Below are 25,462 nucleotides of genomic sequence, written 5' to 3'. Positions count from 1 at the left end.
GGCGGTCTTGCCGCCCGTATCACCCATCTCCATCGACTGGGAGGAACGAGATGACCACGGATACCGAGACCGGTCCGAATTCGGCAGCGGAACCGCGAAGCACCGCGGCGGAAGCAGAGCTGGCGCGGATCGTGTTCACGCCGGAAGGACGTACGGATCCGTACCCGATGTATCACAGGCTGCGCGAGCTGGCCCCCGTGCATCACAGCGCGATGGGAATGTGGATGGTCAGTCGCTACGACGATGTCAACACCGTGCTGCGGGACCGGAGCATGGGCAGGGACGCGCAGCTGTTCATCGGCAACAAGTTCGGGGGGGACTGGAACGATCACGCTGCGCTGCGCCGGATGGCGGCGAGCATGCTGTGGAAGAACCCTCCGGAGCACACACGATTGCGCAATCTGGTCAAGCACGCGTTCACACCGCGTCGCGTGGCCGAGATGCGTGAGTCCATTTCCCGGTTGGTGGACGAGATGCTGGACCCGCTGGCCGAGGCAGGCGGCGGGGACCTGCTGAACGACTTCGCCTTTCCGCTGCCGCTGGCGGTGATCACCACACTGCTGGGGGTTCCCACCGAAGAGGCGCCCGCACTGCGGGAGCCGATGCGCGCCTTCCAGCAGACCTTCGACATCGCCATCACGCCGGAGCAGTTGCGGCAGGCCGACGAGGGGGCCGAGTTCACCGACAACTACTTCGAGGAACTCATCGAGCGGAGGCGGCGTGAGCCACGTGATGACATGATCAGTGCGCTGATCGAGGCGGAGGAGTCCGGCGATCGACTGACCGCGCAGGAACTGCTGGTCATCTGCAACACGATCGTCGGGGCCGGGTTCGAGACGGCCACCAACACGATCAGCAACATGGTGTTGGCTCTGCACCGCCATCCCGACCAGGAGCGACGGCTTCGCGCGGAGCCGGAGCTGGTCGAAACGGCCGTCGACGAGGTTCTGCGGTTCGATCCTCCGATCCAGCTGCTGATGCGGACATCGCTGGAGGACTCCGTGATCGGCGGTGTACGGATTCCCAAGGACGAGACGGTGATAGCGATGCTGGCCTCAGCGAATCGGGACCCGGATCACTTCCCGGATCCGGACCGCTTCGACGTCGGCAGACGCGGCGCGAGCCACGTCTCGTTCGGTGCGGGGCCGCACTACTGCCTCGGGTGGTCGCTGGCCAAGTTGGAGGCGGACATCACCCTGCACAAACTGCTGGAACGCTTCGACAGCGTCGAAGTCACGAAGGAACCGAGTTACCGGCCTCTGGTGACGATGCGCGGTATGCGAGACCTCCAGGTCAAAGTGACGAATCGCTAGGGAGACGAAGATGTCCGACATCGAGTACCTGTCCGCGGAGTTCTTCGCGGAGTTCGAGAAGCGTGGGCGCGAGCTCGTCGAGCAGCCCGGACTGAATCTGGTGGTGCAGTATGTGATCACCGAAGTTCCGGACCGGGCGAACATCCATTACTACTTCGTGATCAACGACGGTCGCATCGACAACGCCGTTCTCGGGGACAGCGGCGAACCGGATTTCACGATCACCGCCACTTTCGCGGACAACGTCCGCGTGCTGCGTGGTGAACTCGCGGCTTCGGAGGCGTTCATGTCCGGGCGGTTGCGGCCGAGCGGTGACATGGCGAAGCTTACTTCGATGATGCCGTTGGTGCAGTCGCCGGGCTATCAGCAGCTGGTGGCCGAGATGCGCGAGATCAGCACTGTACCGACCTGAGGGATGGGGGTGCCGCGTGGTCCTCCGGGATGGCCACGCGGCACCCGCTTCACAGCTCACCGAGGATGTAGTGGCGCAGGGTGGGGGCCACCGACGAGATGATCTGCGGCACTTCCATAGAGGCCAGCGGTTTGACGGGTACGACATAGCGCATCAGGGTCAGTCCGGCGAGGTGGGAGCTGACCAGGCAACTGCGCAGTTCGGGGTTCGGCATCCGGATGGTGTCCCGGAATTGTGGCAGCAAGTGGCCCTCGAAGAACGCGCTCAGCTCGCATGTGGCCATGTGGTGGGACATCGAAGAGCGCAGTATCGCTGTCAGGGTGTCTCGGCTGCTCGGGGTCTCCCACAGTGACATGACGTGCTGCAGCAGTCGTTCGGCGATGTGGTGCGGTCCGTCGGCGAACACCGAATGTGGCGGGACCATGAACTGGAGCGCCTGCACGACAGCTTCGTGGAAGAGGTTCTCCTTGGAACCGAAGAAGTAGAGGACCAGGGACGGGTCCACTTCGGATAGGTCCGCTATCGACCGGACTGACGTCTTTTCGTACCCGAGATCGGCGAACATTGAGCGCGCTGAAATCATGATCGTGTTTTTCGTGTCGGGAAACCCGGGCCTCCGGCCGCGCTTTTGTCTATTGCTCTTCTCTCTTGTTTTGTCGTCCGTTTGGTCTTCCGGGGAGGAGTGGGGCGGAGGTGGCATTTTTCTCGTGTTCCCCCAGTCTTGTTCCCTCGTGTTCTGTTCGTATTCGGCGCGGATGATTTCTTCGTGGGATAATATTTTAGTCGAACAGGCCCAGGGCGTCGATTGCAGCGGTTATCCGTCCACCGAATGCTGGTTCCCCCACGGCCATGTGCCCTCCGGGAACGGGCAGCGCGACGTGTTGCGAATCAGTGGCCTCGGACCATTGTGCGATCCCCTCGGGGTCGATCATCGGATCGTCCTCGGCCACCAGCACCGCGATCGGGCAGGGAACGCGGACGTGCCGAACCGGCTGGTAGTTTTCGGCCATGCCGAGGTCGGCGCGTACCGCGGGCAGGAACAGGGCGAGCAGCTCCGGGTCTCTTTCCAGTTCCACGGGGATGCCGTCGAGCTCGCGCAGCGCGGTGACCAGATCCTCGTCGGACAGCGAGTGCAGCATGGTGCTGCCGTGCGGAGTTCGTGGGGCCCGGTGGGCGATCCCGGGGCCGTTTCGTCCTGAGACGATCAACGCGGCCGGACGAGTTTCTCGATCAGTGCAGCGCAAAGCTGTTTCGAAGGCAACGAGCGCGCCGAAGCTGTGCCCGAAGAGTATGCAGTTGTCCGGGGTGGAAATGCTGTGGTGCATCTGCTCGATGGAATGTGAAACAAGTTCGCCCAAGTCCTGGAAGGGGGGCTCTGTGAGGCGGATTCCGTGCCCCGGGAGCTGGACCGGTTCGATGTTGATCCGGTCGTCGACGCCTCGCCACCGATGGCCGTAGCTCGTGGCGTCCCCACCCGCGTGCGGAAAGCAGAACAGCGGAAGTGGTCCCCTTGATTCCATGATGGATATTTTAACCAGGCTCGACTTCGTGTGAAACCCTTCGGCGTGGTCCGTTTTCTGTCAACTGTGCGGTGATGCTACTTTGGTGCGATTTTGTTTTCCGTTCTTTCGGATCTTGTCGTGACGGGAACCTGCTGCGACTCTCGTGGCAGCTTCCGGAACTTGCCCATCGATGCTCGGGCGAGGACCGTTCGACGTGTTTCGAGCGGGGCTTTGTGGTGGTTCCGGGGCATCACCGCCGATGATCGAGGAAAGCTCGGGGGAGACAGTGGAATTCGGGTGGACTGCGGAGCAGGACCGGCGCTACCGAGAGCTTTTGTGGGCCTCGCAGCAGTGCTGTCACACCGCGGACTTCGAGGGCGTCGCCGATCACGGCGGTTCGTTGCGGGACCACTGGCCCGTGCTGGCGGAGCTCGGGGTGCTCGGTCTGGCTGTACCCCGCCGCTACGGTGGTCAGGGGCACGGCGCGCTGGACACGGCGAGGTTATTCGAGGCGTTCGGACGCGGCTGGTCGGACACCGGGGTGGTTTTCGCCGTGGGGGCCCATCAGTTCGCCTGCGCCGTTCCGCTGGCCAGGTTCGGCGGCGAGGCGTTGCGGGAGCGTTGGCTGCCCGGAATGTGTTCCGGCGAGCTGATCGCGGGCAACGCGATGACCGAGCAGGAGGCCGGCTCCGACGTCAGCAGACTGTCGGTCGAGGCCCGCAATGTCACCGGTGGATACCTGCTTGACGGGACCAAGAGTTTCGTCAGCAACGGTCCTGTTGCCGATGCTCTGGTCGTGTACGCCACTACCGACCCGGAAGCGGGGCACCTGGGGCAGACAGCTTTCCTGGTGGATACCACCACCGACGGGGTCGAAGCGGGTGAGTCGTTCGCCAAAATGGGGCTGGAATCGGTGCCGGCGGGGACCGTGGTGTTCCGGGAGTGCTTCGTCCCGGAGGGGAACGTGCTGGGGCACGTCGGTGGCGGGGCGGCGATATTCCAACATTCCATGGGGTGGGAGCGCAGCTGTCTGTTCGCCGGATACCTCGGTTTGCTGGACCGGCTCGTCGACGACGTCCGCGCACGGGTAACCAGTCGCAAGCAGTTCGGTGAGCCGCTTTCGCGGTTCCAAGCCGTCGCACACCGAGTGGCCGATATGAAGCTGCGCGCGGAGTCGGCACGGCTGCTGCTCTACCGCGCGTGCTGGGAAGTCGACCGGAGCGGATCGGCATCACTGGACATCGCGCTGTCCAAACTCGCCGTGTCCGAGAGCGTCGTGGCGAGTGCCCTGGATGCGGTGCGTCTGTTCGGTGCCGAGGGATATCGGGTCGAACCCGGTATCGAGCGGGCACTCCGCGACAGCGTTCCGAGTCTGTTGTTTTCCGGTACTTCGGAGATTCAGAAAAACGTCATCGCGAGGGAGTTGGGACTGTGAGACTGCACGATCTGGTGGTCGACGCCGCCGCTCGGGATCCGGGTGCGCTGGCCGTGCGCGATGCCACCGAATCGCTGACCTACGGAGGCCTCGACCGTCTCGCGGACCGGTACGCCACCGCCCTGCGAGCCCGCGGAGTCCGTCCGGGGGACCGCGTGGTGCTGTGGACCGCGAAAACCGTGCACGTGGTTGCGCTGATGCAGGGGTGCCTGCGCATCGGTGCCATATACGTCCCGATCTCGGGAAGGAACCCGGCGGCCAGGGTCGAGACCATCGCGGAGAGCTGCTCGGCGGCGCTGATCGTCACCGATTCAGGGGCGGGGACGCTCTCGGACACGCGCCCGCAGTGTGGAATCGCGGCCCTACGCGACGAGTTCCGGCGGGAAGACTCCGACGGCAGCGCGGTCGCGCACCACCGCGGAAGTCCCGACGACCCCGCCTATGTTCTTTACACTTCCGGCTCCACCGGTGAGCCGAAGGGCGTCTGCCTGAGTCACACCAACGCACTGGCATTCGTGCGGTGGGCCTGCGCCGAACTCGGTCTCGCGCCGAGTGACCGTCTGTCCAATCACGCGCCGTTCAACTTCGATCTGTCCGTGTTCGACCTCTACGGAGCGTTTCACGCGGGGGCCTCCGTGCACCTCGTGGACGACGAGGTGGCCTTCGCGCCGGAGCAGCTCGTGAGAGTGCTCGTGGAGCGCGAGCTCACCATCTGGTACTCGGTGCCTTCGGCGCTCGCGCTGATGATCAACAAGGGTGGTCTGCTGGACGGGGAGCCGCCTGTCGCTCTGCGCTGCTGCGTGTTCGCGGGAGAACCGTTCGCGGCCGATCACGTGCGCAGGTTGCGGCGAGCGTGGCCGAATGTCCGGCTATTCAACTGGTACGGCCCCACCGAGACGAACGTGTGCACCTCCTACGAGGTGGGGCCGCTGGAGGAGGTGCCGCGGCACACGATCCCGATCGGTCTCGCCTGCTCGGGCGATACCGTCGAGCTCGTGCCCGCCCCGGACGGCTCGGGTACCGAGCTGGTCGTGTCCGGGCCAACGGTGATGCTGGGCTATTGGGGAGGCGAATCGTCGCGTGGTGTGTACCGAACCGGCGATCTGGCGCGTTTGAACGGATGGGGACAGCTCGAGTACGTGGGCAGGCGCGACCACATGGCCAAAGTGCGCGGATACCGCATCGAGCTGTCCGAGATAGAGGCGGTGCTCGCCGAGATCGAGGCGGTGAGCGAGGTGCTGGTCGTCGTGGTCGGTGACGGTCTCGACGCGCGACTCCACGCCGCGCTGGTGCCGACCTCGGAGGCCGATTCGCCGAACCTGCTCACGCTCAAGCGGCACTGCGCCTCGCGGTTGCCCACCTACATGCTCGTGGACACCGTGCACGTGGTCTCGGAGCTCCCGCGCACGCCCAACGGCAAGTACGACCGCGCCGCCGTGGTGACGGGCATCGAGAACGGTTCTCCCTGGTGAGAGGTCGGTGCGCGAACGCTGCCTGATTCGTGCACCGACCTGGTTCGCCGCGGCGCTATCGCGAGGCGGGGTCGATGACCCCGCCCTCGTAAGCGTAGATAACGGCCTGGGTCCGGTTGCTGATGTCGAGCTTGCCGAACAGGCGGCGGATGTGTGATTTCACAGTACTGATGCTCAGGAACAGCTCCCCGGAGATCTCGGCGTTGTCGTAGCCGCTCGCGATCAGGCGCAGCACATCGATCTCCCGCTCGCTGAGCTGCTCCAGCGCGGCCCGGTCGACGTTGAAACCGTTCTCCTGCGTTTCGAGTGTTCCAGCAGGTGGTTCCGGGGGAACGGACAGCCAGTACCCGCCCGCTACGAGGCGGATCGCGGCCGCGACCTCCCTGGAGGGGCGATTCTTGCTGAGCACGCCGTGCACCTCGTGCCTGTAAACCGGGGTCGATTCGTCGACGAGGGCGAGCACTCTGGGAGCGAGGGGCTCGTCGGCCCCGTACCGGTACTCAGGATCGGGGAGGTCCTCGTCTCCGGCTTCGACGAGGATTACCTCGGGAAGAAACGGTGATGACCGGTATCGGGCGTCCGGCACCTCGTTGATCTCGAAATCCGAGTGCGCTCTCAGCATAGTGGCTAGGTTCGTCCAGAACGGACTCGCCGAGCCGAGTAGCAGTACGTTGGTCCGTGGCTCGTGGTCACCAGGAGTTATGTTTCGCACGATCACCGCCAGTTCCGCTCGCGGTGGTGTTCTCCACCGGCGCGCAAGGATGGTCCGTGGCCACTTACGCCCGAATGCTATCGGGAGATCGATGTGTTTCAAAGCTATTCGTGGCCACCATTTATTCCTGCGGCGATGAATTCATGGTCTCCGGAACGTCGCCGCTCGTGGCGAAGAGCTCAGGGGCGCCGCCGGGCCCTGCGGCTGGTTCCTGCGGTGCGGTGCGCGGTATGTCGGCGATGCGCTCTGCTGACCCCGCGGGAGCGCGCGGCGGGGTGTCGTGAGGTCGGCAGTCGCACGTGGCGTCATCCCCGGGTGAAGCGTGCGTTTCCCGCCGGCGTCGGCATGGTGGGGCCCACGGCCACCGGGGTGAGGTATCGCCGCGTCACCCCTGGGTGTGATCGGTCGATTCGTTCGCGAGGTGGAAGTCGGTTCCCTCGTGCGGCAGATAGCGTACCCGTGTCATCGGAAAGCGGGTGGAGCAGCAGCGCTGTCGGAGCCGATCCCCCACGGGGCGTGATGCCCCGGTGCAAAACGCTGTGCGGGCGACACACGGCGGCCGGCACAGCGGAATCGTGTTCCGACCCTCACTCCGGGAGGTAGAGCAGTGGCCGAAACGAAAGACGCACCGCTGAGCCGCGAGGACGTCCTCGCCAATCTTCGTGAGTTCGTTCTGGAAAATGTTGTCAAGGACTCCGAAGCTGACATAGACGGCAGGACTCCACTGCTGGAGCTGGGGATCCTGAATTCGTTGAGCACGGCCGAACTCATCGCGCACGTGCGTGCTGAGTTCGGCGTTTTCGTCCCCCCTGAGAGGATCTTCGGGTCCAACTTCAAAAACCTGGAAGCGGTCACCTCGCTCGTGCTGGCCTTGCGGGAAGAGCACTCGGAAGCGGTTTGACCCCCGATTCGGCCTGTTTCGTGGTGTAGCGGGAAGTGGCAGCCGATCTGCGAGGGAATGGAATGACAGGATTCGATTTCGATGTTGCGATAATCGGCGGTGGGCCTGCGGGTTCCACGATCGCCTCCTACCTTGCCCGTGCGGGGGTCTCGTGCGCGGTGTTCGAGAGCGCCCTGTTCCCGCGCCCGCACGTCGGCGAGTCGCTGGTTCCCGCCACCACGCCGGTGCTGTCCGAGATAGGGGCGTTGGAACTGGTGGACGGCGCGGGGTTTCCGAAGAAGTACGGAGCCGCTTGGACCTCGGAGGCCAGCGGCGTGCCCAGCGCCGGCTTCGGCGGTCTGCACTCCGGCCTGGGAGCTGCCGAAATCGAGTTCAGCGAGCGCGATCAGGAAGGTGTCTCGCAGGACTACACCTACCACGTGGACCGGGGAAAGTTCGATCAGCTGCTGCTGCAGCACGCCAGCAGCACGGGCGCCAAGGTCTTCGAGGGGACGCGGATTCGCCGCGTCGAATTCGACGAGGACGCGGTCACGGTGCGTTTTCCGGTCGGCAAGCAGGAGGTCGGGGTGCGGGCGCGGATGGTCGTCGACGCCAGTGGGCGGGACACCTTCCTCGGACGCCAGCTGGGGGTCAAGGTCCCGGACCCGGTGTTCAAGCAGTACGCGATCCACACTTGGTTCGAGGGCTTGGACCGCACGGCCCTCGCCGAGAACGAGCGCAAGGCCGACTACATATTTATCCACTTCCTGCCCATCACCGACACCTGGGTGTGGCAGATTCCGATCACGGAGGACGTCACGAGTGTCGGCGTGGTCACGCAGAAGAAGCATTTCGCCGGGTCCAAGTCGGACCGCGAGCGGTTCTTCTGGGACACCGTAGGCAGTAGACCGGAGCTGCGCACAGCACTGGAGTCGGCGCGCCGGGCGCGTCCCTTCGTCTCCGAGGGCGACTACAGCTACGGGATGAAGGAGATCACCGGTGACCGGTTCGTCATGATCGGTGATGCCGCGCGGTTCGTCGATCCGATTTTCTCCAGCGGTGTGAGCGTGGCGCTCAACAGCGCCAAGATCGCGGCCGAGGACATCGTCTCCGCGGTCGGGAACGATGATTTCAGCAAATCGGCTTTCTCGCGCTTCGAGGGAAAGATCCGTCGCGGTGTGCGCAACTGGTACGAATTCATATCCATCTACTACCGGCTCAACATCCTGTTCACCGCGTTCGTACAGGACCCGCGTTACCGGCTCGATGTGCTGAAGATGCTGCAGGGCGACGTCTACGACGACGAGGAGCCGCGGGCGTTGTCGGCGATGCGCGACGTGGTCAAGACGGTCGAGGACAACCCGGACCACCTGTGGCACGAGCACCTCGGCGAACTCAGGGCGCCGACCGCGGCTCCGCTGTTCTGAGGAGGAGACATGGTGGACGGTGCTATCGCTATCGTCGGTGCCGGTTGTCGTTTTCCCGGCGACGTCGCGGATCCACGTGGGCTGTGGGAGCTGCTGCGGGCCGGTACCGATACCGTAACGGAGGTTCCCGAGTCCCGTTGGAGCCTCGAGCACTACTACGACCCGCGGGAATCGGTGCCCGGTCGGATGTACTCCAGGTGGGGAGCATTCCTGTCCGATGTGGAGTCCTTCGACGCGGGATTCTTCGGCATCACGCCGGTGGAGGCTCGGCAGATGGACCCGCAGCAGCGGCTGCTGCTGGAGACGAGCTGGTCGGCGCTGGAGGACTCCGGAATCGTCCCCGGGGACCTGAACGGTTCACGAACTGCGGTCTTCACCGCTTCACTGGGGATGGACTACCTGCTGCTGCACAGCAGGCAGGCGGGCGAGACCGAAGTCGATCCATGGCACCTCTCCGGCAAGGAGGCCAGCTTCGGGGCGGGACGACTGTCCTATCTGCTGGGACTGCACGGCCCCACCATGTCCGTGTCCACCGCCTGTTCCTCGTCGCTGGTCGGCCTCCACCTGGCCCGGCAGAGCCTGGTCACCGGCGAGGCGGATCTCGCGCTGGTCGGGGGGTCCAGTCTTCAGCTGGCCCCCGACCTGACGCTGTTCATGTGCCAGATCGGCGCGATGTCGCCATCCGGTCGGTGCCGCGTGTTCGACGCGGGCGCGGACGGGATCGTTCGCGGCGACGGTTGCGCGGTGCTGGTGCTCAAGCGATTGGCCGATGCCGAGGCTGATGACGACGACATCCTCGCCGTGGTGCGTGGATCGGCGGTCAACCACGACGGCAACAGCGCGGGGCTGACCGCGCCCAACGGTGCGGCGCAGCAGGGATTGCTGCGCGATGCGCTGCGCGCCGCCGATGTCTCGGGATCTGAGGTGGACTACGTCGAGGCCCACGGCACGGGAACCCCGTTGGGGGATCCGATCGAAGTGGGCTCGCTCGCCGGGGTCTACGGCGCGAACCGGTCGGAGCCGCTGCTGATCGGTTCGGTGAAGACCAACATCGGGCACACCGACTCGGTGTCCGGGGCAGCGGGCGTGCTCAAGACGGCCTTGGCGTTGCGGCACGGCGAGGTTCCCGCTCATCTGCACCTGGAGGCCCCCAACCCGGCCATCCGCTGGGAGGACTGGCCCGTGCGGGTGCCCACCGAGACGGTCCCCCTGACCGGGGGGAGCACGCCCCGTTTGGCCGGTGTGAGCTCGTTCGGGCTCAGCGGGACCAACGCCCACGTGATCCTGGAGGCCGCTCCCCGGCCCGCCGCACAGGAACGACCCGCCCGTGACGCCCCGCTCGTGCTACCGCTGTCCACGACCAGCGGCGCCGCGCTGCGGGCGCTGGGCGAGGCCCACCGCGAACGGTTGACCGAGCTCACTGACGAAGGAGAGCTGGACGCCTACGTGAGCACGGCGGCCACCCGCCGTACGCACCACAGGCAGCGGCGGCTCGCGGTCAGCGGCAGAAACGCGCGGGAGCTGGCCGACGGGATCGCGGACCGCCTCGCCGAAGACCTCGAGCACCCTTCGCAGGACGGTTCCGGTACCGAGGAGCAGGAACCGGTGGTGTTCGTCTTCTCCGGACAGGGCTCCCAGTGGGCGGGGATGGCAACCGGTCTGCTCGACGAGCCGGTGTTCGCCGAGGCGCTGAGCCGCTGTGACGCTCTCATCTCCGAGCGAGGGGGCTGGTCCGTCCTCGACGCGCTGCGCGCGGACGGGAACGGCGGCGGGTTGGCGAACACGGAGGTAGCACAACCAGCTGTGTTCGCGGTGCAGGTGGCTCTGGCGGAACTGTGGCGGCACTGGGGAGTCGTTCCCTCCGCCGTCGTTGGGCACAGCATGGGGGAGGTCACGGCGGCACACGTGGCCGGAGCGCTGGATCTTCCGGACGCTGTCGAGGTCATCGTTCGTCGTGGTCGCCTGCTGTCCACCCCGCGAGCTCGGGGCCGAATGGCATCGATCCGGCTGCCGGAGCAGGACGTGCGCGCCGAGCTGACCACCTGGAAGGACTCCCTGTGCGTCTCGGCGGTCAACTCCCCCGTGAGCACCGTGGTCTCGGGAGAGTCCGATGCGGTGCGCGAGCTGGTGGCGCACCTTTCCGAACGGGGTGCTTCGGCGCGGTTGATGCCCGGGGAATACGCCTTCCACACTCCGGGACTGCGCCCGTCGGGGACCGAACTGAGCTCGTTGCTGGAGCACCTGGACCCGGCCGCGCCGAGGATTCCGCTGGCACGGACCACTGAAGGGGCGACTGCCGACTCCGCGCTCGACGGCGTCCACTGGGGACGCAACGTCAGCGAGCCGGTCCGGTTCGCAGAGGCCGTGCGCGACCTCGGAGCCTCCGGGCATCGGGTGTTCTTGGAGCTCGGCCCGCACCCGGTCCTGACGCGGCCGGTGCTGGACTGTCTCCGCGAAGACGGTGTCACTGGTGTGGCGACCGGATCCCTGCGGCACGACAGCCCGGAGCGGGTCTCGATCGGCACGGCTCTGGCAACGCTGTACGAGGCGGGGGTGGACATCGACTGGTCGGCGGTGCGCACCCGGTCCGGAGCACCCGCCGACGTCCCGACCCACCCTTGGCGCGGACCGAAGCTGTGGTTCCCACGGCCGTCCGGTTCACCGGTGTCCTCGGAACCCGCCAGGGAGGAGACGTCCGCACTACCCACGCCGAGTGAACGGGAGACCTCCGGGCAGGACAGCCTGATGGAGCTGGTTGCCCGGAAGGTCGCCGAAGTGCTCGGAGCGGACTCGCCCGACTCAGTGCGGCGCGGTCAGGGGTTCACGGAGATGGGCATGGACAGCGTCGGCACAGTCGCGCTGGCGAACGGGCTCGGATCCGAGCTCGGGGTCCGCGTCGCCAGGACCGCCCCGTTCGACCATCCCACTGTGCGGAGGCTGGCCGAGCACCTGGCGACCCTGGTTCCGCGGGACGATCGTGTCGAGGGTGCGGAAGAGACGCCCGAACCGGCTGCGCCGGGGAGCGGTGCGGCAGGGCTTCCCGAATTCGGACCGGCCGGTCGTGACGACGGTTCGGAACCGGTGGCGGTGGTGGGGATCGGATGCCGCTTTCCCGGGGACGCCTCCGGGCCGGACGGGTACTGGCGGTTACTTCGCGAAGGCATCGACGCGGTCACTCCCGCCCCGGAGGGACGGTTCCGGGACGGGGAATCCTGGATGGGCGGATATCTGGAGGGGATCGACGAGTTCGACGCGGGATTCTTCCGCGTTCCCCCGCGAGAGGCCCGCGTCATGGATCCGCAGCAGCGAATGTTCCTGGAGGTCGCCTGGGAAGCCCTGGAGAACGCGGGTGTGGTGGCCGCGGACCTGGCCGGCAGCAGCACCGGGGTGTTCGTCGGGATGAACTCGCATGATTACGCGGAGCTGGTCGCGGGGCACCCGGACAACATCGACGCGTCCTACGGAACGGGGATCTCCTTCGCGGCGAGTTCGGGGAGATTGTCGTACTTTCTCGGGGTACGTGGTCCGAGCCTGGCCGTGGACACGGCCTGCTCCTCATCACTGGTCGCGGTGCATCTGGCGATGCGCAGTCTCCGCTCGGGAGAGAGCGAGCTGGCGCTGGCGGGAGGTGTGAACCTCATCGTCAACCCCGTCATCCACCAGACGAGTGAGTTGGCCGGGGCGCTGGCCGCCGACGGCCGCTGCAAGAGCTTCGACGACTCCGCCGACGGGTACACCCGTGGCGAGGGGTGCGGTGTGGTCGTGCTCAAACCGCTGTCACGGGCGGTCTCCGACGGGGACGACGTCTACGCGGTGCTGCTGGGGTCGGCGGTGAACAACGACGGTGCCAGCGGCGGGCTGACCGTGCCGAACGGTCCGGCCCAGGAGGAAGTGGTGAGCGCAGCACTCGCCGACGCAGGGGTGCCGGGTTCCGAGATCGGCTATGTCGAAGCGCACGGCACGGGAACCCCGCTCGGTGACCCGATCGAGTTGAACGCACTGGGCAACGTGCTCGGGGAGCGAGAGAAGCCGCGGCGTTGCCCGGTCGGTTCGGTCAAGACGAACATCGGTCATCTCGAGGCGGCATCCGGGATCGCCGGGCTGATCAAGGCCGCGCTGGCCCTGCACCATCGCAGGATTCCTCGCCAGCTGCACACGGTGCGTCCGACGAGCGCCGTTGCCTGGGAGGAGTCCCCGCTGCGAGTCGTCGACGAGGAACAGGGGTTCACCGAGCCGGAGCGGTTCGCCGGCGTCAGCGCTTTCGGCCTCACAGGGACGAACGCCCACGTGGTACTCGGCGCGGCCCCTGCCTCGTCGCACGCGGAACCGGTCGGCGGTGACGGCAGGCTGGTTCTGCCGGTGTCGGCCCCCTCAGCCTCCGCGCTGGTTGCCCAGACCGAGTCCTACCGAGCTCTGCTCGGAGGCGAGCACGGTCCTCGACCGGCCGGGTTGTGCCGTACCGCCGCCCTGCGGCGCACCCACTTCGACCACCGCCTGGTGGTGCACGGATCCGATCGCGCCGACCTCGTCCGGGAACTGGATCGCTGGCTGGAGCAGGACGCCGGTGCGGCCGCGACCGGCGGTACGGCGGATGCGGACCGGGTGAGTGGGCCGGTGTTCGTCTTTTCCGGGTACGGATCGCAGTGGTCGGGCATGGCCGCCGATCTGCTCGGTGCCGATCCCGTGTTCACCACCGCGGTGGAGCGTTGCGACCGCGCTCTGCGCGAGCACCTGGACTGGTCGGTGCACGAGCTGTTGCGCGGCGAGGAGGAGCCGCGTGCCGAGCTGGACCAGCAGGTGCTGATCTTTGTGCTGCAGGTGGCGCTGGCCGAGCGCTGGCGCGAATGGGGGGTGCGCCCCCGCGCCGTCGTCGGTCACAGCATGGGCGAGGTCGCCGCCGCCCACGTCGCGGGAGTGCTCACCCTGGAGGAAGCGGCCTGGATCATGGCCCACCGCACTCAGCTCCTCAAGGAGCTGACCGGCAAGGGAGGAATGGCGGTCCTCGGGTTGCCGGAGGAGGAGGTGCTGCGTGAGATCGCTGGCCGTTCCGAGGAGATGTGGGTCTCCGTGGTCAACAGCGGACAAAGCACGGTGTTGTCGGGCAGTACCGAGGCCCTGCGTGCGCTGACCGAGGAGATGAGCGCACGCAATGTTTTCGCGCGTTTGGTCACCTCGAGCGGTCCGGGCCACAGCCCGTTCGCGGACCCGCTGCGTGAACGGCTGGTCGAGGAGCTGACGGGGCTCTCCCCCGCGGTCGAGGAGATACCGCTCTACTCGGCGGTGCGTGGTGGGCGGGTGCGCGGCCCCGAGATGACAGCCTCGTTCTGGGGGGACAACATCCGCATGCCGGTGCGGTTCGCCGATGCGACACGAGCGCTGCTCTCCGACGGCACACGAACCTTCCTCGAAGTCGCACCGCACCCGGTGCTGCTGCAACCGATCGAGCAGGAGATGCGGGAAGCGGGCGTCACTGGAGCGACGGTTGCCTCGCTGCGCCGGGAGGAGAGCGCGGAAATCGCGCTGTTCGACGGTTTGGCGAAGTTGCACGCACACGGTCACGATCTCGACTGGCGGGCGATACTGCCCACGGCGGAACCCGAGCCCGGACCGACCTACGCCTGGCAGCGCAAACGCTACTGGGTCGAGCACGACCGTTCCGGTTCCGGCCTTCCCTCCGCGCTTCCGTCGCGGCACCCGTTGCTGCGCGGATCGATCCGGACGCGGGTGGCGGGCACTCGAACCTTCGAGGCCGATGTGGGCGACGCGCTGACCACGGCGGTTCGGAACAGGCACGGTGAACAGCAGCCGAGCGCGGTGTGGGCGGAGCTGCTGTGCACAGCGGCCGCGGAGATTACCGGACATCGCCGAGTGCGGCTGCGCGGGGTGGAACTGTCTCATCCCCCGGAACGGGACCGGCCGCGGACGGTGCAGCTCGACGCGTGCTCCGGTGCCGAGGGGCCGAACCTGCGCTTGGTCCCAGGACCCTCGGAGGAGGGCACGGGTATTTCCCCTGCTGCTGAACCGGGACCGGCGGGAGAGCTCGCCGCGTGCACGGTGGACCTCCTACCGCGCGGAGACGAGCTCGAGTGGACGGTCGTTCCGGACGACGATCGTTCGTTCGCCGACCGTTGGGAACGGTCGCTGGCCGAGCTGGAGCACGGTCCGACGCTCGTCGCCGCCGGGGCGGACGCGGTCGAAGTGCTGGTCGACTTCCCCCCGGATCCGGGACGGTGGACCCTGCCGCCCCGGTTGCTGCCCCTGGCATGGGACCTCGCGGAATTGCTGCTCGGCGGTGGGCGCGTGGACCCCGCGACTGCCGAGGCGGTGACGGTGACGACTCGTCCCGCCCAGCGGGTGCGGTTGATGCTGCGGGTGAGGCGTTCGGGAGCACGCCCGCTGCTCGATCTGCGCGCGTGCGGAGCCGATGGCGCCGAGCTGGTGCGTTTCGACGGAGTGGAGTTCGGGGGCGGTCGAGCTGAGGCCGATTCGTTCGCCACCCAGCGCGTCGGCTGGCACGAGCGTCCTCGGCGGTCGCCCCCCTCCCAGGTGGAGGGCAGCTGGCTGCTGTTGGCCGACGAGTCCGGGGTGGCCGAATCGCTGTCCCGGCAGTTGCGGCGGTGCGGTGCCACGGCTGAGCTGTTCACGGGGCCGCGAGGGGGAAGCGAACTCGAGGAGCGTGTTCGCGAACTGCGCGAGCGGGGTGAGTACCGGGGAGCGGTGCACCTGTGGGGCCTCGATCTGCCCACGGCGAATCCCGGTGAGCACAACCTCGGGGAGGCGGCGGGGCACTACGGGTCCGTGGGGGCGACAGCGGCGGCTCACCGCCCTGGGGAACGTGTCTGGTACGTGACCAGGCACGGATGCGCGGTGGGCGAGCACGACGTCCCGGGGGCGCTGAGAGCTCCGGTGTGGACCCTCGCCGGGGTTTCCGGGGTCGAAAACCCCGATGTCTGGGGTGGTGTGCTGGATCTGGAACCGGGGGGAAGTCCTCCGGAGGAGGACGCGGCAGCGATCGCCGGGGAGATACTCGGCGGCGACCGGGAGGATCACGTCGCGCTGCGGGGGGCACGGCGCTACGTTCCCCGGGTCGAGCACGTCGACACGCGGGTCGTGGCTCCCGCGGAACGGGAAACGGGCGCGGGGGAGAGCTACCTCGTTGCGGGAGTGGACTGCGGTGAGGTGGCGGCCGGACTCGCACGTGACTTGGCCGAGAGCGGCGCCGGACGCGTAGTACTGCCCGGGAGTCTGGTGGAGACTGTCGACTGCGCCGAGCTCAGTGCCGACGTCTCGCGAGCGGGTGCGCGCCTGGTGCTCGCCGCGAGCGATCCCACGCTGGCGGAGGGGGTGCGCGAACTCGTTCGGGAGAGCCACAGCCCCGAAGCACCGTTGTCGGGCGTGTACTGGCTCGGCGCGAACTTCCACCTGGACCCCGACGGGGACGAGGTAAGCGGGGCCCCGGCCGTTGCCGACGCCGAACGCAGAGCGCTCGGCGCGTGGCAGCTGCACCGCGCCTGTGCGGAAGCGAGGATCAACCTGGATACCTTTGCCGTGTGCACTGGTCTCGCCGCTGACTGGGGAGCCCCAGGGGCGCAACGAGCCGCGGTGGGCGATGCGCTGCTGCACGCCCTGGTGACCGTGCGGACGGCACACGGGCTGCCCGCTGTGGCAGTTGCCGTACCCGCTGTGGAGGGGCTAGGGCTGACGGACGAGTACAGCCGTTCCCGTCTCGGGCGCAGCGGATTGGGTGTGCACTCCTGTCGAGCTGCCGTGGACCTGCTGCACCGTTCGGCCACGGCCACCTCCGGCAAGGTCTTCGCGGCTGAGGCCGACTGGTGGTTGTTGCTGCGGATGTACCGCCAAGCGGTCGAATGGCCGTTGTTCGACTCGTTGGCGCCCGAGGTTCCCCCCGGCGAGGCGGCCGGAACCGCAGGGCGCCTGGCCGGTCTCGACGAAGATCGTCGTCGTTCATTGGCCGTCGAGCTCGTGCTCGCGGAGCTGGCGGCTGTGCTCGGGGCGGATTCCGCCGATGATCTCGATCCGGACCAGGGATTCTTCGAACAGGGGATGACGTCGGTCACCTCGCTGGAGCTGCGCGTCCGGCTGGAGCGTCGTTTCGCGTGCTCGCTGTCCGCGACCGTCGTGTTCGAACATCCCAACGCAGCGGCCCTGGCGGAGCGGCTCATCACGGAAGCACTCGGCGACACCCAGCAACCCTCCGGCGAGGCCGATGACGGGCCCCGGAGCACCGCGTACGCGAAACCGAGGAACGAGACCGAGACCGAGGACGACCTGCTCACCCGGTTCACGGCGGAGATCGACGCCGCGAACTCGTTACTGTGAAGGAGCCGACGATGCCGGAAGACGGCAGCACCGGCGCGCTCGACTACCGGGCGAAGCTGGGTGAGGCACTGGATACCATCGCGAAGCTGCGCGAGGCGCTGCGCAAACGGGCGAGCGAACCGATCGCGATCGTCGGCGCGGGGCACCGGTTCCCCGGGAGCGCGAACACCCCGGACGGTCTGTGGCGTCTGCTGCGCGAAGGCGGGGACGCGATCGGGGATTTTCCCGTGGAGCGGTGGGACACCGGAGCCTACTACCACCCGGACCCCGACCATCCCGGAACGACCTCCGTTCTCCGCGGGGGGTATCTCGACGAGGTGTACGGGTTCGATCCGCAGCTGTTCGGGATCTCGCCCGCAGAGGCGGTCGGGATGGATCCGCAGCAACGCATCGCCCTCGAAGTGGCGTGGGAGACCTTCGAGCGAGCGGGCGAGCCCGTACTGTCGCTCAATGGCAGTCGTACCGGTGTCTACATCGGGGCGAGCACTGACGATTACGTGCGGTTGCGACAGCAGTTCGGGACCCCGGAGTCGGTCGACGGCTACCAGATCTTCGGTGAGCCCAGCTTCATAGCCGGACGCATCAGTCACACGTTCGGGCTCCAGGGACCGGCTCAGGTGATCGACACGGCCTGCTCCTCCTCGTTGGTGGCACTGCACCAGGCGTGCAGGGCTCTGCGGGCCGGCGACGTGGACCTCGCGTTGGCGGGCGGGGTGAACCTCCTCCTGTCGCCGTACGGTTTCGTGCTGGTGGACAAGGCCGGGGCGGCTTCCCCACGAGGACGTTGCGCGACTTTCGACGCGTCGGCGGACGGCTACGTCCGCGCCGAGGGGTGCGGCATGGTTCTGCTCAAACGTCTGGACAAGGCGCTGTCCGACGGTGACGAGGTGCTTGCGGTCATTCGGGGAAGCGCGGTCAACCACGACGGCCGGGCCAGCGGCGTCTCAGTGCCGAATCCAGCCGCGCAGCGGGCCGTGATCGGTGACGCCCTCACCGACGCGGGGATCGAGCCCGCCGAGGTCGACTACGTCGAGGCCCACGGTACGGGCACCGCGTTGGGAGATCCGATCGAGCTCAACAGCCTGCACGCGGTGCTGGGAGCGGACCGCGGTGACGACGATCCGTTGCTGGTCGGTTCGGTCAAGACCAACATGGGGCACTTGGAAGCGGCAGCGGGCGTGGCAGGCCTGATGAAGGTGGTGCTGGCACTCAGGAACCGCGAGATACCGCCGCACCCGCACTTCGAGGAACCGAATCCCAACATCGACTGGGCTTCGCTGCGAGTGCGGGTGCCGGTAGTCCCCACCCCCTGGCCGAGCCGGGAACGGCGGGCACGGGCGGGGTTGAGCTCGTTCGGTGCCAGCGGCACGAATGCCCACCTCGTTCTGGAAGAGCCGGCTCCTGCCGAGATCCCGGGCGGTGAGTGCGACGAGCGGGAGGCGGGACCCCACCTGTTGACGCTCTCCGGCAGGGGGGAAGGCGCCGTGCGGGAACTTGCCGGACGTTTCTCCCGAGCGGTGCGGGAGACTCCTCCGGAACAGGTGCCCGGGCTGTGCCGCGCCGCCGCTGAACGGCGTTCTCACCACGGCTACCGGATGGCTGTCGTCTCCGACGACGCCGGTCGCTTGGCGGACGCCTTGGACGCCGCCGCGAAGGGCGCGGATCCGACGGAGGTTCAACACGGACGCGCCGTCGCCGCGCACCGAGCCGGGGTCGCGTTCGTGTTCCCGGGACAAGGGGCCCAGTACGCGGGCATGGGGAGGGAGCTGTACCGCGATCAGCCAGTGTTCCGGCAGGCGTTGCTGCGCTGTTGCGAACTGATGGATCCCTCGCTTCCCAGGCCGTTGCGGGATGTCCTGTTCGACGCGGGCGGCGACAGCGAGCTGAACGAGACACGCTACACCCAGCCCGCCCTGTTCGCCGTCGAGTACGCTCTTTCCGAGCTGATGAGATCCTGGGGAGTCACCCCCAGTGTGGTGCTCGGGCACAGCATCGGCGAGTACACCGCCGCCTGCGTCTCGGGAGCGCTGGACCTGCCGGACGCGGCACGCCTCGTGGTGGCTCGAGCGGGACTGATGCAGCGCATCGACAGGCCCGGTGCCATGATATCGGTGACGATGTCCGAGTCCGAGGCCTTCGAGGTGCTGGCCGAGCGGCAGGACTCCGTGTCGGTGGCTGCGGTCAACGGTCCCGACAACGTGGTCCTGGCCGGAGACTCCGGGGCCATCGACGCATTGGGTGCAGAACTCGCCGCACGAGGAACTCCCCTCAGCCGGCTGCGTGTCTCGCACGCTTTCCACTCCCCGCTGATCGAGCCGGTGCTGCCGGAACTCACGCGGGCGGCCGAGCAGGTACCCGTGCGGGAACCGGGCATTCCGCTGATCTCCAACCTCACGGGCGGTGTCGTCGGTTTCCGGGAGCTTTCCGATCCCGAGTACTGGGCCCGTCACGCGCGCGGGACGGTTCGCTTCGCCGACGGGGTACGTGCGGTGTCCGAGTACAAGCCCGCCGTCTGCGTGGAGACGGGGCCGGGGCGGGGGCTGCGAGCGCTGGGAGAGCGCTGCCTCGGAGATTCGGCGCCGAGCTGGGCCACCTCATTGCGGCGTGCCGACGGCGAAGTCGAATCCGTGTTCGGCGCGTTGGCCCGGCTGCACGTTGCGGGAGCCCCTGTGGATCTCTCGGCCGTGCACGAAGGAATCAGGCCGCACGGCGGACGCCTCCCCAGTTACCCCTTCCAGCACCAGCGGTTGACCTTCCCGGTCGCACGCGTCGCCCCGACCGGGGCGGAACCCGTCGACACCGGTGATCGCCAGGTGGATTACCGGTTGCGGTGGCGGGAAGTGCCACCTCCCAGGGGGAGCGAGCGGTCCCCGCAGCGTCTGTTGGTGTTCGTCGACGACGGTGAGTTCGCCACCGACTTGCTCCACGGGATCGCCGAGCGCGGTGACGAGCGCGTGCTCGTGCGCCGAGGCGACCGCTTTCGGCGACTCTCCGACGATGAGTTCGAACTTCCCACCGGGGACCCGACGGCCGTGCGGCAGTTGTCCGAACGGACCGGCTCGTTCGACCAGGTGCTCTATCTGTGGCCGTTGAGCCGGGCGACCGTCACGGAGGCCGAGAAGTCCGATCCGGCCCTCGCTGATCGGGCGCGCGACGACTTCGTCACCGTTCTGGAGCTGCTACGGAGCTTCGGCGAGTCGGATGACTCCGCGCCGCGTGTCCGGGTAGTGGATCGGGGTGAGCCCGGTGAGTCGGACGGCCCGGTGCTCGGTCTCGGGGCAGCACCACTGGCGGGACTCGGTCAGGTAGCCGCCTTGGAGCGCCCGGAGTCCTGGGGAGGGGTGCTGGATTTGGATCCGCGTGAATCCCCTGGTGCTGGGGTGTCGAGATTGCTCGACGAGCTGGGGGCGGACACGGACGACGACCAGGTGGCCTACCGCGACGGACAGCGGCTGGTCCCCAGGCTGGTTCCGGACGCGCCTCCCTCCGGCTCGGAAGCGCTCGTTCGTGGTGACGGGACTTATCTGATCACGGGCGGTCTAGGCGGGCTGGGACGGGCCATCGCGCGGTGGTTGGTCGAACGGGGTGCGCGTCGGCTCGTGCTGACCGGACGCCGGGGGCTGCCCGACCGCTCGGAGTGGGACTCCGGGGAACTCGACGAATCCGCCCGCGCCGGTGTCGCGCTCGTGCGTGATCTGGAAGAGGCGGGCGCGTCGGTGTCGATACGTGCCGCCGACACCGCGGACGAGACCGCGATGGCCGAGGTGCTTGCTTCGATCCCCGAAACCGCTCCGCTGCGCGGGGTGGTGCACGCCGCGGGCACCGCGGGCGCGCAGCTGATCGAGGAGATCGACACCGAGACGGCGGTCTCCGTGATGAAGGCCAAAGTGGATGGTTCTTGGGTGCTGCATCGTCTGCTGGGGGAGACACCGCTGGATTTCCTCGTGCTCATGTCCTCGATTGCGTCGGTGTGGGGCTCGTCGGACCTGGCGGCGTACGCGGCGGCCAACGCCTTCCTCGACCGACTCGCCGCACATCGTCGCTCGCGCGGGTTGCCCGGGGTCAGCATCAACTGGGGCCCCTGGGAGGTCGACAGCGGACTCGGTGGTGAGGAGCTACTCGACTACCTGCGCTCGACAGGACTGCGTCCGTTGTCCGCCCGAACCGGCCTGGACCGGTTCGCCGCGGCCCTCGCGGGGCCTCCGCGGCGAGTGGTGGCCGATGTCGACTGGACCGTGCTGGCCGGGCTGCTCCAGTCCAAGCGCAAGCGACCGCTGCTGGAGGACGTGGAAGCGGGCGAACCCGATGACACCGGGGACGAGGGTCGCTCCGAGGTGCTCACCGCTGTGCTGGAGACGGACGACTCCGAACGCGAGAGCCTGCTCGACGACTATGTCCGGAACCGCATCGCCGAGCAGCTGGGCGTCGACAGGAACGAACTGACCGACGATGCGGATCTGGTCGAGCTCGGGATGGACTCGCTCGCCGTCATGCGCGTGCTCGGTCATTTCCGGACGGATCTGCGGCTGACATTGGCTCCACGCCCGTTCTTCGTCGAGCCGGCCGTCCGATGGGGGGACCTGCTGGCCGAGGAGATCACGCAGCAGTTCCCCGACGCCGCGGAGTGACCCCCGCTCACCGCGCGGCATCCGACAGATTCGACGAAGGAGCAGGGAAGACATGACCGACCGCTCTCAAACAGCCGGTGACCAGGAGTACGACGTCGCGATACTCGGCGCGGGTATCGCCGGATCGCTGTTGGCAACGGTGCTGGCCCGCAACGGTGTCAGAACGTTGCTGCTGGACGCGGGCACGCATCCGCGATTCGCCATCGGGGAATCCACGATCCCCTACACCTCGGTGCTGTTGAGACTGCTGGCAGAACGGTACAGAGTACCCGAGATAAAACACCTCGCGAGTTTCCACGCCTTGCGTAAGCATGTCACCTCCAGTGGAGGGATCAAGCGCAACTTCGGATTCGTCTACCACGACGAGGGCGGCCCGCAACGCCCCGAGCGGATCAACCAGTTCGTGATCCCCAAGCTGCTGCACCACGAAAACCACCTGTTCCGCCAGGACGTCGACGCCTACACCGCAAACCTCGCGGTGCGCTACGGGGCGACCCTGCGCCAGCAGGTACGTGTCGAGGACATGGACATCGACGATGCGGGGGTGCGTCTCGGTGGTGCGGGAGGGGAGGAATTCCGCGCGCGGTACTTGGTCGACGGTTCCGGGCACAAGTCGCCGGTGGCGCGGAAGTTCGGTCTGCGGGAGGAGCCCACCCGGCTCGAACACCACTCACGCTCGTTGTTCACGCACATGATCGGGGTGCGCCCGTTCGACGAGGTGATGGCCCCGCGAAGCGCCTACAACAATCCCAGCCCGTGGCACCAGGGCACGCTGCACCACGTCTTCGACGGTGGATGGATGTGGGTGATCCCGTTCGACAACCACCCCGGTTCGAAGAACCAGCTGTGCAGCGTCGGGCTCACGCTCGATCCCCGACGGTTCGACTCGTCCGGCGGCGATCCACGCACCGAGTTCGACGCGTTCCTCGCGCGGTTCCCGGACATCGCGCGCCAGTTCGAGACCGCCCGCCCGGTCCGTGACTGGGTCTCCACCGGACGGTTGCAGTACTCCGCCACCAGAACCGTCGGTGACCGCTTCTGCGTCACCGCGCACGCGGCGGGGTTCGTCGACGCGCTGTTTTCCCGAGGCCTGACGAACACTCTCGAGGTGATCAACGCCTTGGGATACCGACTCATCCAAGCGTCCAGGGATGGAGATTTCTCCGCCGAGCGGTTCCGGTTCGTCCAGGACCTGGAACAGGGTTTGCTCGATGCCAACGACGACATGGTTCACAGCGCGTTCGTCGGGTTCCGGGACTACGACCTGTGGGACGCGACCTTCCGGACCTGGGCGATTTCCACGGTACTCGGGACTTTCCTTCTGGAGGGTGCTTACGATCGTCTGCGGCGTACCGGTTCGGACCGCGAGCTGCGTGAGTTGGAAAACGCGAAATACCTGGGGTCGCCGTTTCCCACGCACGTCGGCTGCAACGAACTGCTGCAGCGCACCACCGACACCTGCAGAGAAGTGGAAGCGGGGGAACTGGGCTCGGGGGAGGCCTCCCGGAGGATATTCGCCGATCTCGGCGACGCTGACTTCATCCCGCCGCCCCTGGGGTTGGCGGAGCGGAGCAACAAGTTCTTCCATGCCACGCCGCCGAAGATGGCTCGAAGCGTGCGCTGGGCGATGACCCGGGCTCCTCGGGAGATGCGCGAGATCGTCACCGGCGCCATCGGCGGTTTCGTCCGGGAGAGGGTGACCCGTCGTGACTGATCGCGAAACCATCGGTGAACGTCCCGACGTCGTCGTGCTCGGAGGTGGTGTGACCGCGGGCATGCTGGCCGCGGTGCTGGCCCGCCACGGGGTGCGCACGCTGTTGTTGGCGGAGCACGATTCCACGCCCCCCGGTCGTGGCGTGAACACGCTGCCGTTCAGCTCGTTCTTCAGCGAGCTGATCGCCGCACGCTACGACGTTCCGGAGATCGCCGCCCTGGGGAGGGCGGACCGGATGCGCGGTGATGTGTCTGCGAGGTCGGGGGGCCAGCGCACCATCGGGTTCGCCGCGCACACTCGACGTCACGGATATGACCCGGGCCTTTCCGCGCAGTTCAACCTGCCCTCCGAACACGGCGAGAGCCTGTTGTACCGACCCGATGTGGACGCATGGATGCGGCAGGTGGCGCGACGTCGTGGAGCGGTGGTCCGCACCGACCTCCGCCCGGTGGAGGTAGCCGCCCACACCGATGCCGTCGAGGTGACGCTGGACGACGAGCAGCGAGTCCTCGCCCGGTGCTTGGTGGACACACGCGGTGACGACGCGGTGGGGCGCGCTCTGGGAAGTACTCGGAGATCTCCTTCGGAGCGGTCCGGTCCAGCGCTGCTCACCGCACGGGTGAGCGGCATGCCCGGGTTCGAAAGTTTCGCCCGGCCGCTTCCCGGGGCTCCGCATTGGTCGGAGGGGGTGCTGCACCACGTGGGCGAGGGGTCGTGGGTGGGCATCACGCACTTCGGCGGTGTCCCGAACGCTCCCGGAACCGGAGACGTCGCGGACGTGACCTGGGGACGCTCCGACGGTCTCGGTGGGAGCACCTGGTCGGACCTGCTGCACCAGGTGCGGGATCTGCCGCTGGTGCGTGCGCAGCTCGGCCGCGCACGTCCCTTGAGGGTCGAGTCGTCGGGGAGCAGTTGTTGGGTGTCCTCGCGACGTACCGCGGACCGGATCCTGTCGCTGGACCAAGCCGCCTTCTCCGGGGATCCGATGTTCGCGCGTGACTTGACCACCTCCACCGAACTCGTCTACACCGCAGCCGCTGATCTGCTCTCGGCATTCCGGGACCGTGATTTCCGCGCGCGGAGGTTCGATTACCTTGATCGGCTCCAGCTCGGCATGGCACGCGCACAGCACCGATCGGCCTGTGCCGTGGCGGACGCAAGTACCGATCCCGCGCTGTACAGCATGCTGAGCAGGGTGTGGTTGCTGGGCACCATGTTCGCCGCCCTGACGGTGAAGCGCGTGCTCAAGCTGCACGGAGCACCCGCTGTGGAGCATGCCCTCAACGAACTGCGTTCGGACCCCGAGTACGGAACGAGCTATCCGGTGCTGCCGGAGTACCGACACCTGTGGGAGAGCACGTTGCGTGAGTGCGAACTGTACGGTGCGGGCGCGGTGAGCGGTCGTCGCGCGGCCGCCCGGATCTCCGGTCTGCTGGAATCGTCGCCGATCGTTCCCCCCGTGTTCGACTTCGCCGATCCGGACGACCGCGTGTACGCGCTCCGTTTCCGCAAGCGGTTGCTGATGATGAGGTGGGCGGATGGTCAGGCCCCCGAGGGGGTGCGCAGGTTGCTGCTCTCGTACGGGTTGCAAGGTGCGGGAAAAGCCACGTGACCGGTGGGTTTGTGT

General features: G+C 67.5%; 13 protein-coding genes. 10 read left to right on the top strand and 3 right to left on the bottom strand.

Annotated features, from left to right (window positions below):
* The first annotated feature begins 50 nt into the window (after positions 1-50).
* Both G9Q41_RS02720 and G9Q41_RS02715 read left to right on the top strand, forming a co-directional pair.
* The gene (locus G9Q41_RS02720) at positions 51-1,313 is read left to right on the top strand and encodes a cytochrome P450 (RefSeq protein ID WP_165631380.1); all 1,263 of its coding nucleotides are present in this window, start codon (positions 51-53) and stop codon (positions 1,311-1,313) included.
* Positions 1,314-1,323: 10 nt separating this feature from the next.
* Complete coding sequence (locus G9Q41_RS02715) at positions 1,324-1,725, top strand: SCP2 sterol-binding domain-containing protein (RefSeq protein ID WP_165631381.1); 402 nt, start codon at positions 1,324-1,326, stop codon at positions 1,723-1,725.
* A 49-nt stretch (positions 1,726-1,774) separates the two neighbouring features.
* Here G9Q41_RS02715 and G9Q41_RS22210 read toward each other — a convergent pair whose 3' ends face one another.
* Positions 1,775-2,290 carry a TetR family transcriptional regulator gene (locus G9Q41_RS22210; RefSeq protein ID WP_165638169.1) on the bottom strand — a complete coding sequence of 172 codons (516 nt, stop codon included), beginning with the start codon at positions 2,288-2,290 and terminating at the stop codon, positions 1,775-1,777.
* 214 nt (positions 2,291-2,504) lie between these two features.
* Positions 2,505-3,245: an alpha/beta fold hydrolase gene (locus G9Q41_RS02705; RefSeq protein ID WP_165631383.1), complete on the bottom strand. Its 741-nt coding sequence runs from the start codon at positions 3,243-3,245 to the stop codon at positions 2,505-2,507.
* 268 nt (positions 3,246-3,513) lie between these two features.
* Here G9Q41_RS02705 and G9Q41_RS02700 point away from each other — a divergent pair, with 268 nt between their 5' ends.
* Together G9Q41_RS02700 and G9Q41_RS02695 are read left to right on the top strand one after the other, a co-directional pair.
* The gene (locus tag G9Q41_RS02700) at positions 3,514-4,662 is read left to right on the top strand and encodes an acyl-CoA dehydrogenase family protein (RefSeq protein WP_165631384.1); all 1,149 of its coding nucleotides are present in this window, start codon (positions 3,514-3,516) and stop codon (positions 4,660-4,662) included.
* Positions 4,659-6,134 carry an amino acid adenylation domain-containing protein gene (locus G9Q41_RS02695; RefSeq protein WP_165631385.1) on the top strand — a complete coding sequence of 492 codons (1,476 nt, stop codon included), beginning with the start codon at positions 4,659-4,661 and terminating at the stop codon, positions 6,132-6,134. The genes G9Q41_RS02700 and G9Q41_RS02695 overlap by 4 nt, the downstream gene beginning before the upstream one ends.
* Positions 6,135-6,189: 55 nt before the next feature.
* On the opposite strand, the gene G9Q41_RS02690 is transcribed toward G9Q41_RS02695, so the two are convergent.
* On the bottom strand, positions 6,190-6,756 hold the full coding sequence (locus tag G9Q41_RS02690) for a response regulator transcription factor (RefSeq protein ID WP_165631386.1): 567 nt from the start codon (positions 6,754-6,756) through the stop codon (positions 6,190-6,192).
* A gap of 697 nt (positions 6,757-7,453) precedes the next feature.
* On the opposite strand from G9Q41_RS02690, the gene G9Q41_RS02685 reads away from it, so the two are divergent.
* The 6 genes from G9Q41_RS02685 (at position 7,454) to G9Q41_RS02660 (ending at position 25,447) form a co-directional block, all read left to right on the top strand.
* The gene (locus G9Q41_RS02685; RefSeq protein WP_165631387.1) at positions 7,454-7,747 is read left to right on the top strand and encodes an acyl carrier protein; all 294 of its coding nucleotides are present in this window, start codon (positions 7,454-7,456) and stop codon (positions 7,745-7,747) included.
* A 62-nt stretch (positions 7,748-7,809) separates the two neighbouring features.
* The gene (locus G9Q41_RS02680) at positions 7,810-9,153 is read left to right on the top strand and encodes an NAD(P)/FAD-dependent oxidoreductase (protein ID WP_165631388.1); all 1,344 of its coding nucleotides are present in this window, start codon (positions 7,810-7,812) and stop codon (positions 9,151-9,153) included.
* A gap of 9 nt (positions 9,154-9,162) precedes the next feature.
* Complete coding sequence (locus G9Q41_RS02675) at positions 9,163-17,493, top strand: type I polyketide synthase (RefSeq protein ID WP_165631389.1); 8,331 nt, start codon at positions 9,163-9,165, stop codon at positions 17,491-17,493.
* Between the two features lie 11 nt (positions 17,494-17,504).
* A complete protein-coding gene (locus G9Q41_RS02670) occupies positions 17,505-22,121 on the top strand; it encodes a type I polyketide synthase (RefSeq protein WP_165631390.1) in 4,617 nt (1,538 codons plus the stop codon).
* Positions 22,122-22,173: 52 nt separating this feature from the next.
* On the top strand, positions 22,174-23,835 hold the full coding sequence (locus tag G9Q41_RS02665) for a tryptophan 7-halogenase (RefSeq protein WP_165631391.1): 1,662 nt from the start codon (positions 22,174-22,176) through the stop codon (positions 23,833-23,835).
* The gene (locus G9Q41_RS02660; RefSeq protein ID WP_165631392.1) at positions 23,828-25,447 is read left to right on the top strand and encodes a hypothetical protein; all 1,620 of its coding nucleotides are present in this window, start codon (positions 23,828-23,830) and stop codon (positions 25,445-25,447) included. The genes G9Q41_RS02665 and G9Q41_RS02660 overlap by 8 nt, the downstream gene beginning before the upstream one ends.
* Positions 25,448-25,462: the final 15 nt, after the last annotated feature.

It is taken from the genome of Actinopolyspora sp. BKK2 (genome assembly GCF_011291845.1).
In the GTDB taxonomy this organism is placed as follows: Bacteria; Actinomycetota; Actinomycetes; order Mycobacteriales; family Pseudonocardiaceae; genus Actinopolyspora; species Actinopolyspora saharensis.
This window is presented reverse-complemented; position numbering and strand designations above follow the sequence as displayed.

Coding starts and splice junctions, on each gene's coding strand:
- G9Q41_RS02720 (WP_165631380.1), top strand. CDS start 51: ATGACCACGGATACCGAGACCGGTCCGAATTCGGCAGCGGAACCGCGA.
- G9Q41_RS02715 (WP_165631381.1), top strand. CDS start 1,324: ATGTCCGACATCGAGTACCTGTCCGCGGAGTTCTTCGCGGAGTTCGAG.
- G9Q41_RS22210 (WP_165638169.1), bottom strand. CDS start 2,290: ATGTTCGCCGATCTCGGGTACGAAAAGACGTCAGTCCGGTCGATAGCG.
- G9Q41_RS02705 (WP_165631383.1), bottom strand. CDS start 3,245: ATGGAATCAAGGGGACCACTTCCGCTGTTCTGCTTTCCGCACGCGGGT.
- G9Q41_RS02690 (WP_165631386.1), bottom strand. CDS start 6,756: ATGCTGAGAGCGCACTCGGATTTCGAGATCAACGAGGTGCCGGACGCC.
- G9Q41_RS02680 (WP_165631388.1), top strand. CDS start 7,810: ATGACAGGATTCGATTTCGATGTTGCGATAATCGGCGGTGGGCCTGCG.
- G9Q41_RS02675 (WP_165631389.1), top strand. CDS start 9,163: ATGGTGGACGGTGCTATCGCTATCGTCGGTGCCGGTTGTCGTTTTCCC.
- G9Q41_RS02670 (WP_165631390.1), top strand. CDS start 17,505: ATGCCGGAAGACGGCAGCACCGGCGCGCTCGACTACCGGGCGAAGCTG.
- G9Q41_RS02665 (WP_165631391.1), top strand. CDS start 22,174: ATGACCGACCGCTCTCAAACAGCCGGTGACCAGGAGTACGACGTCGCG.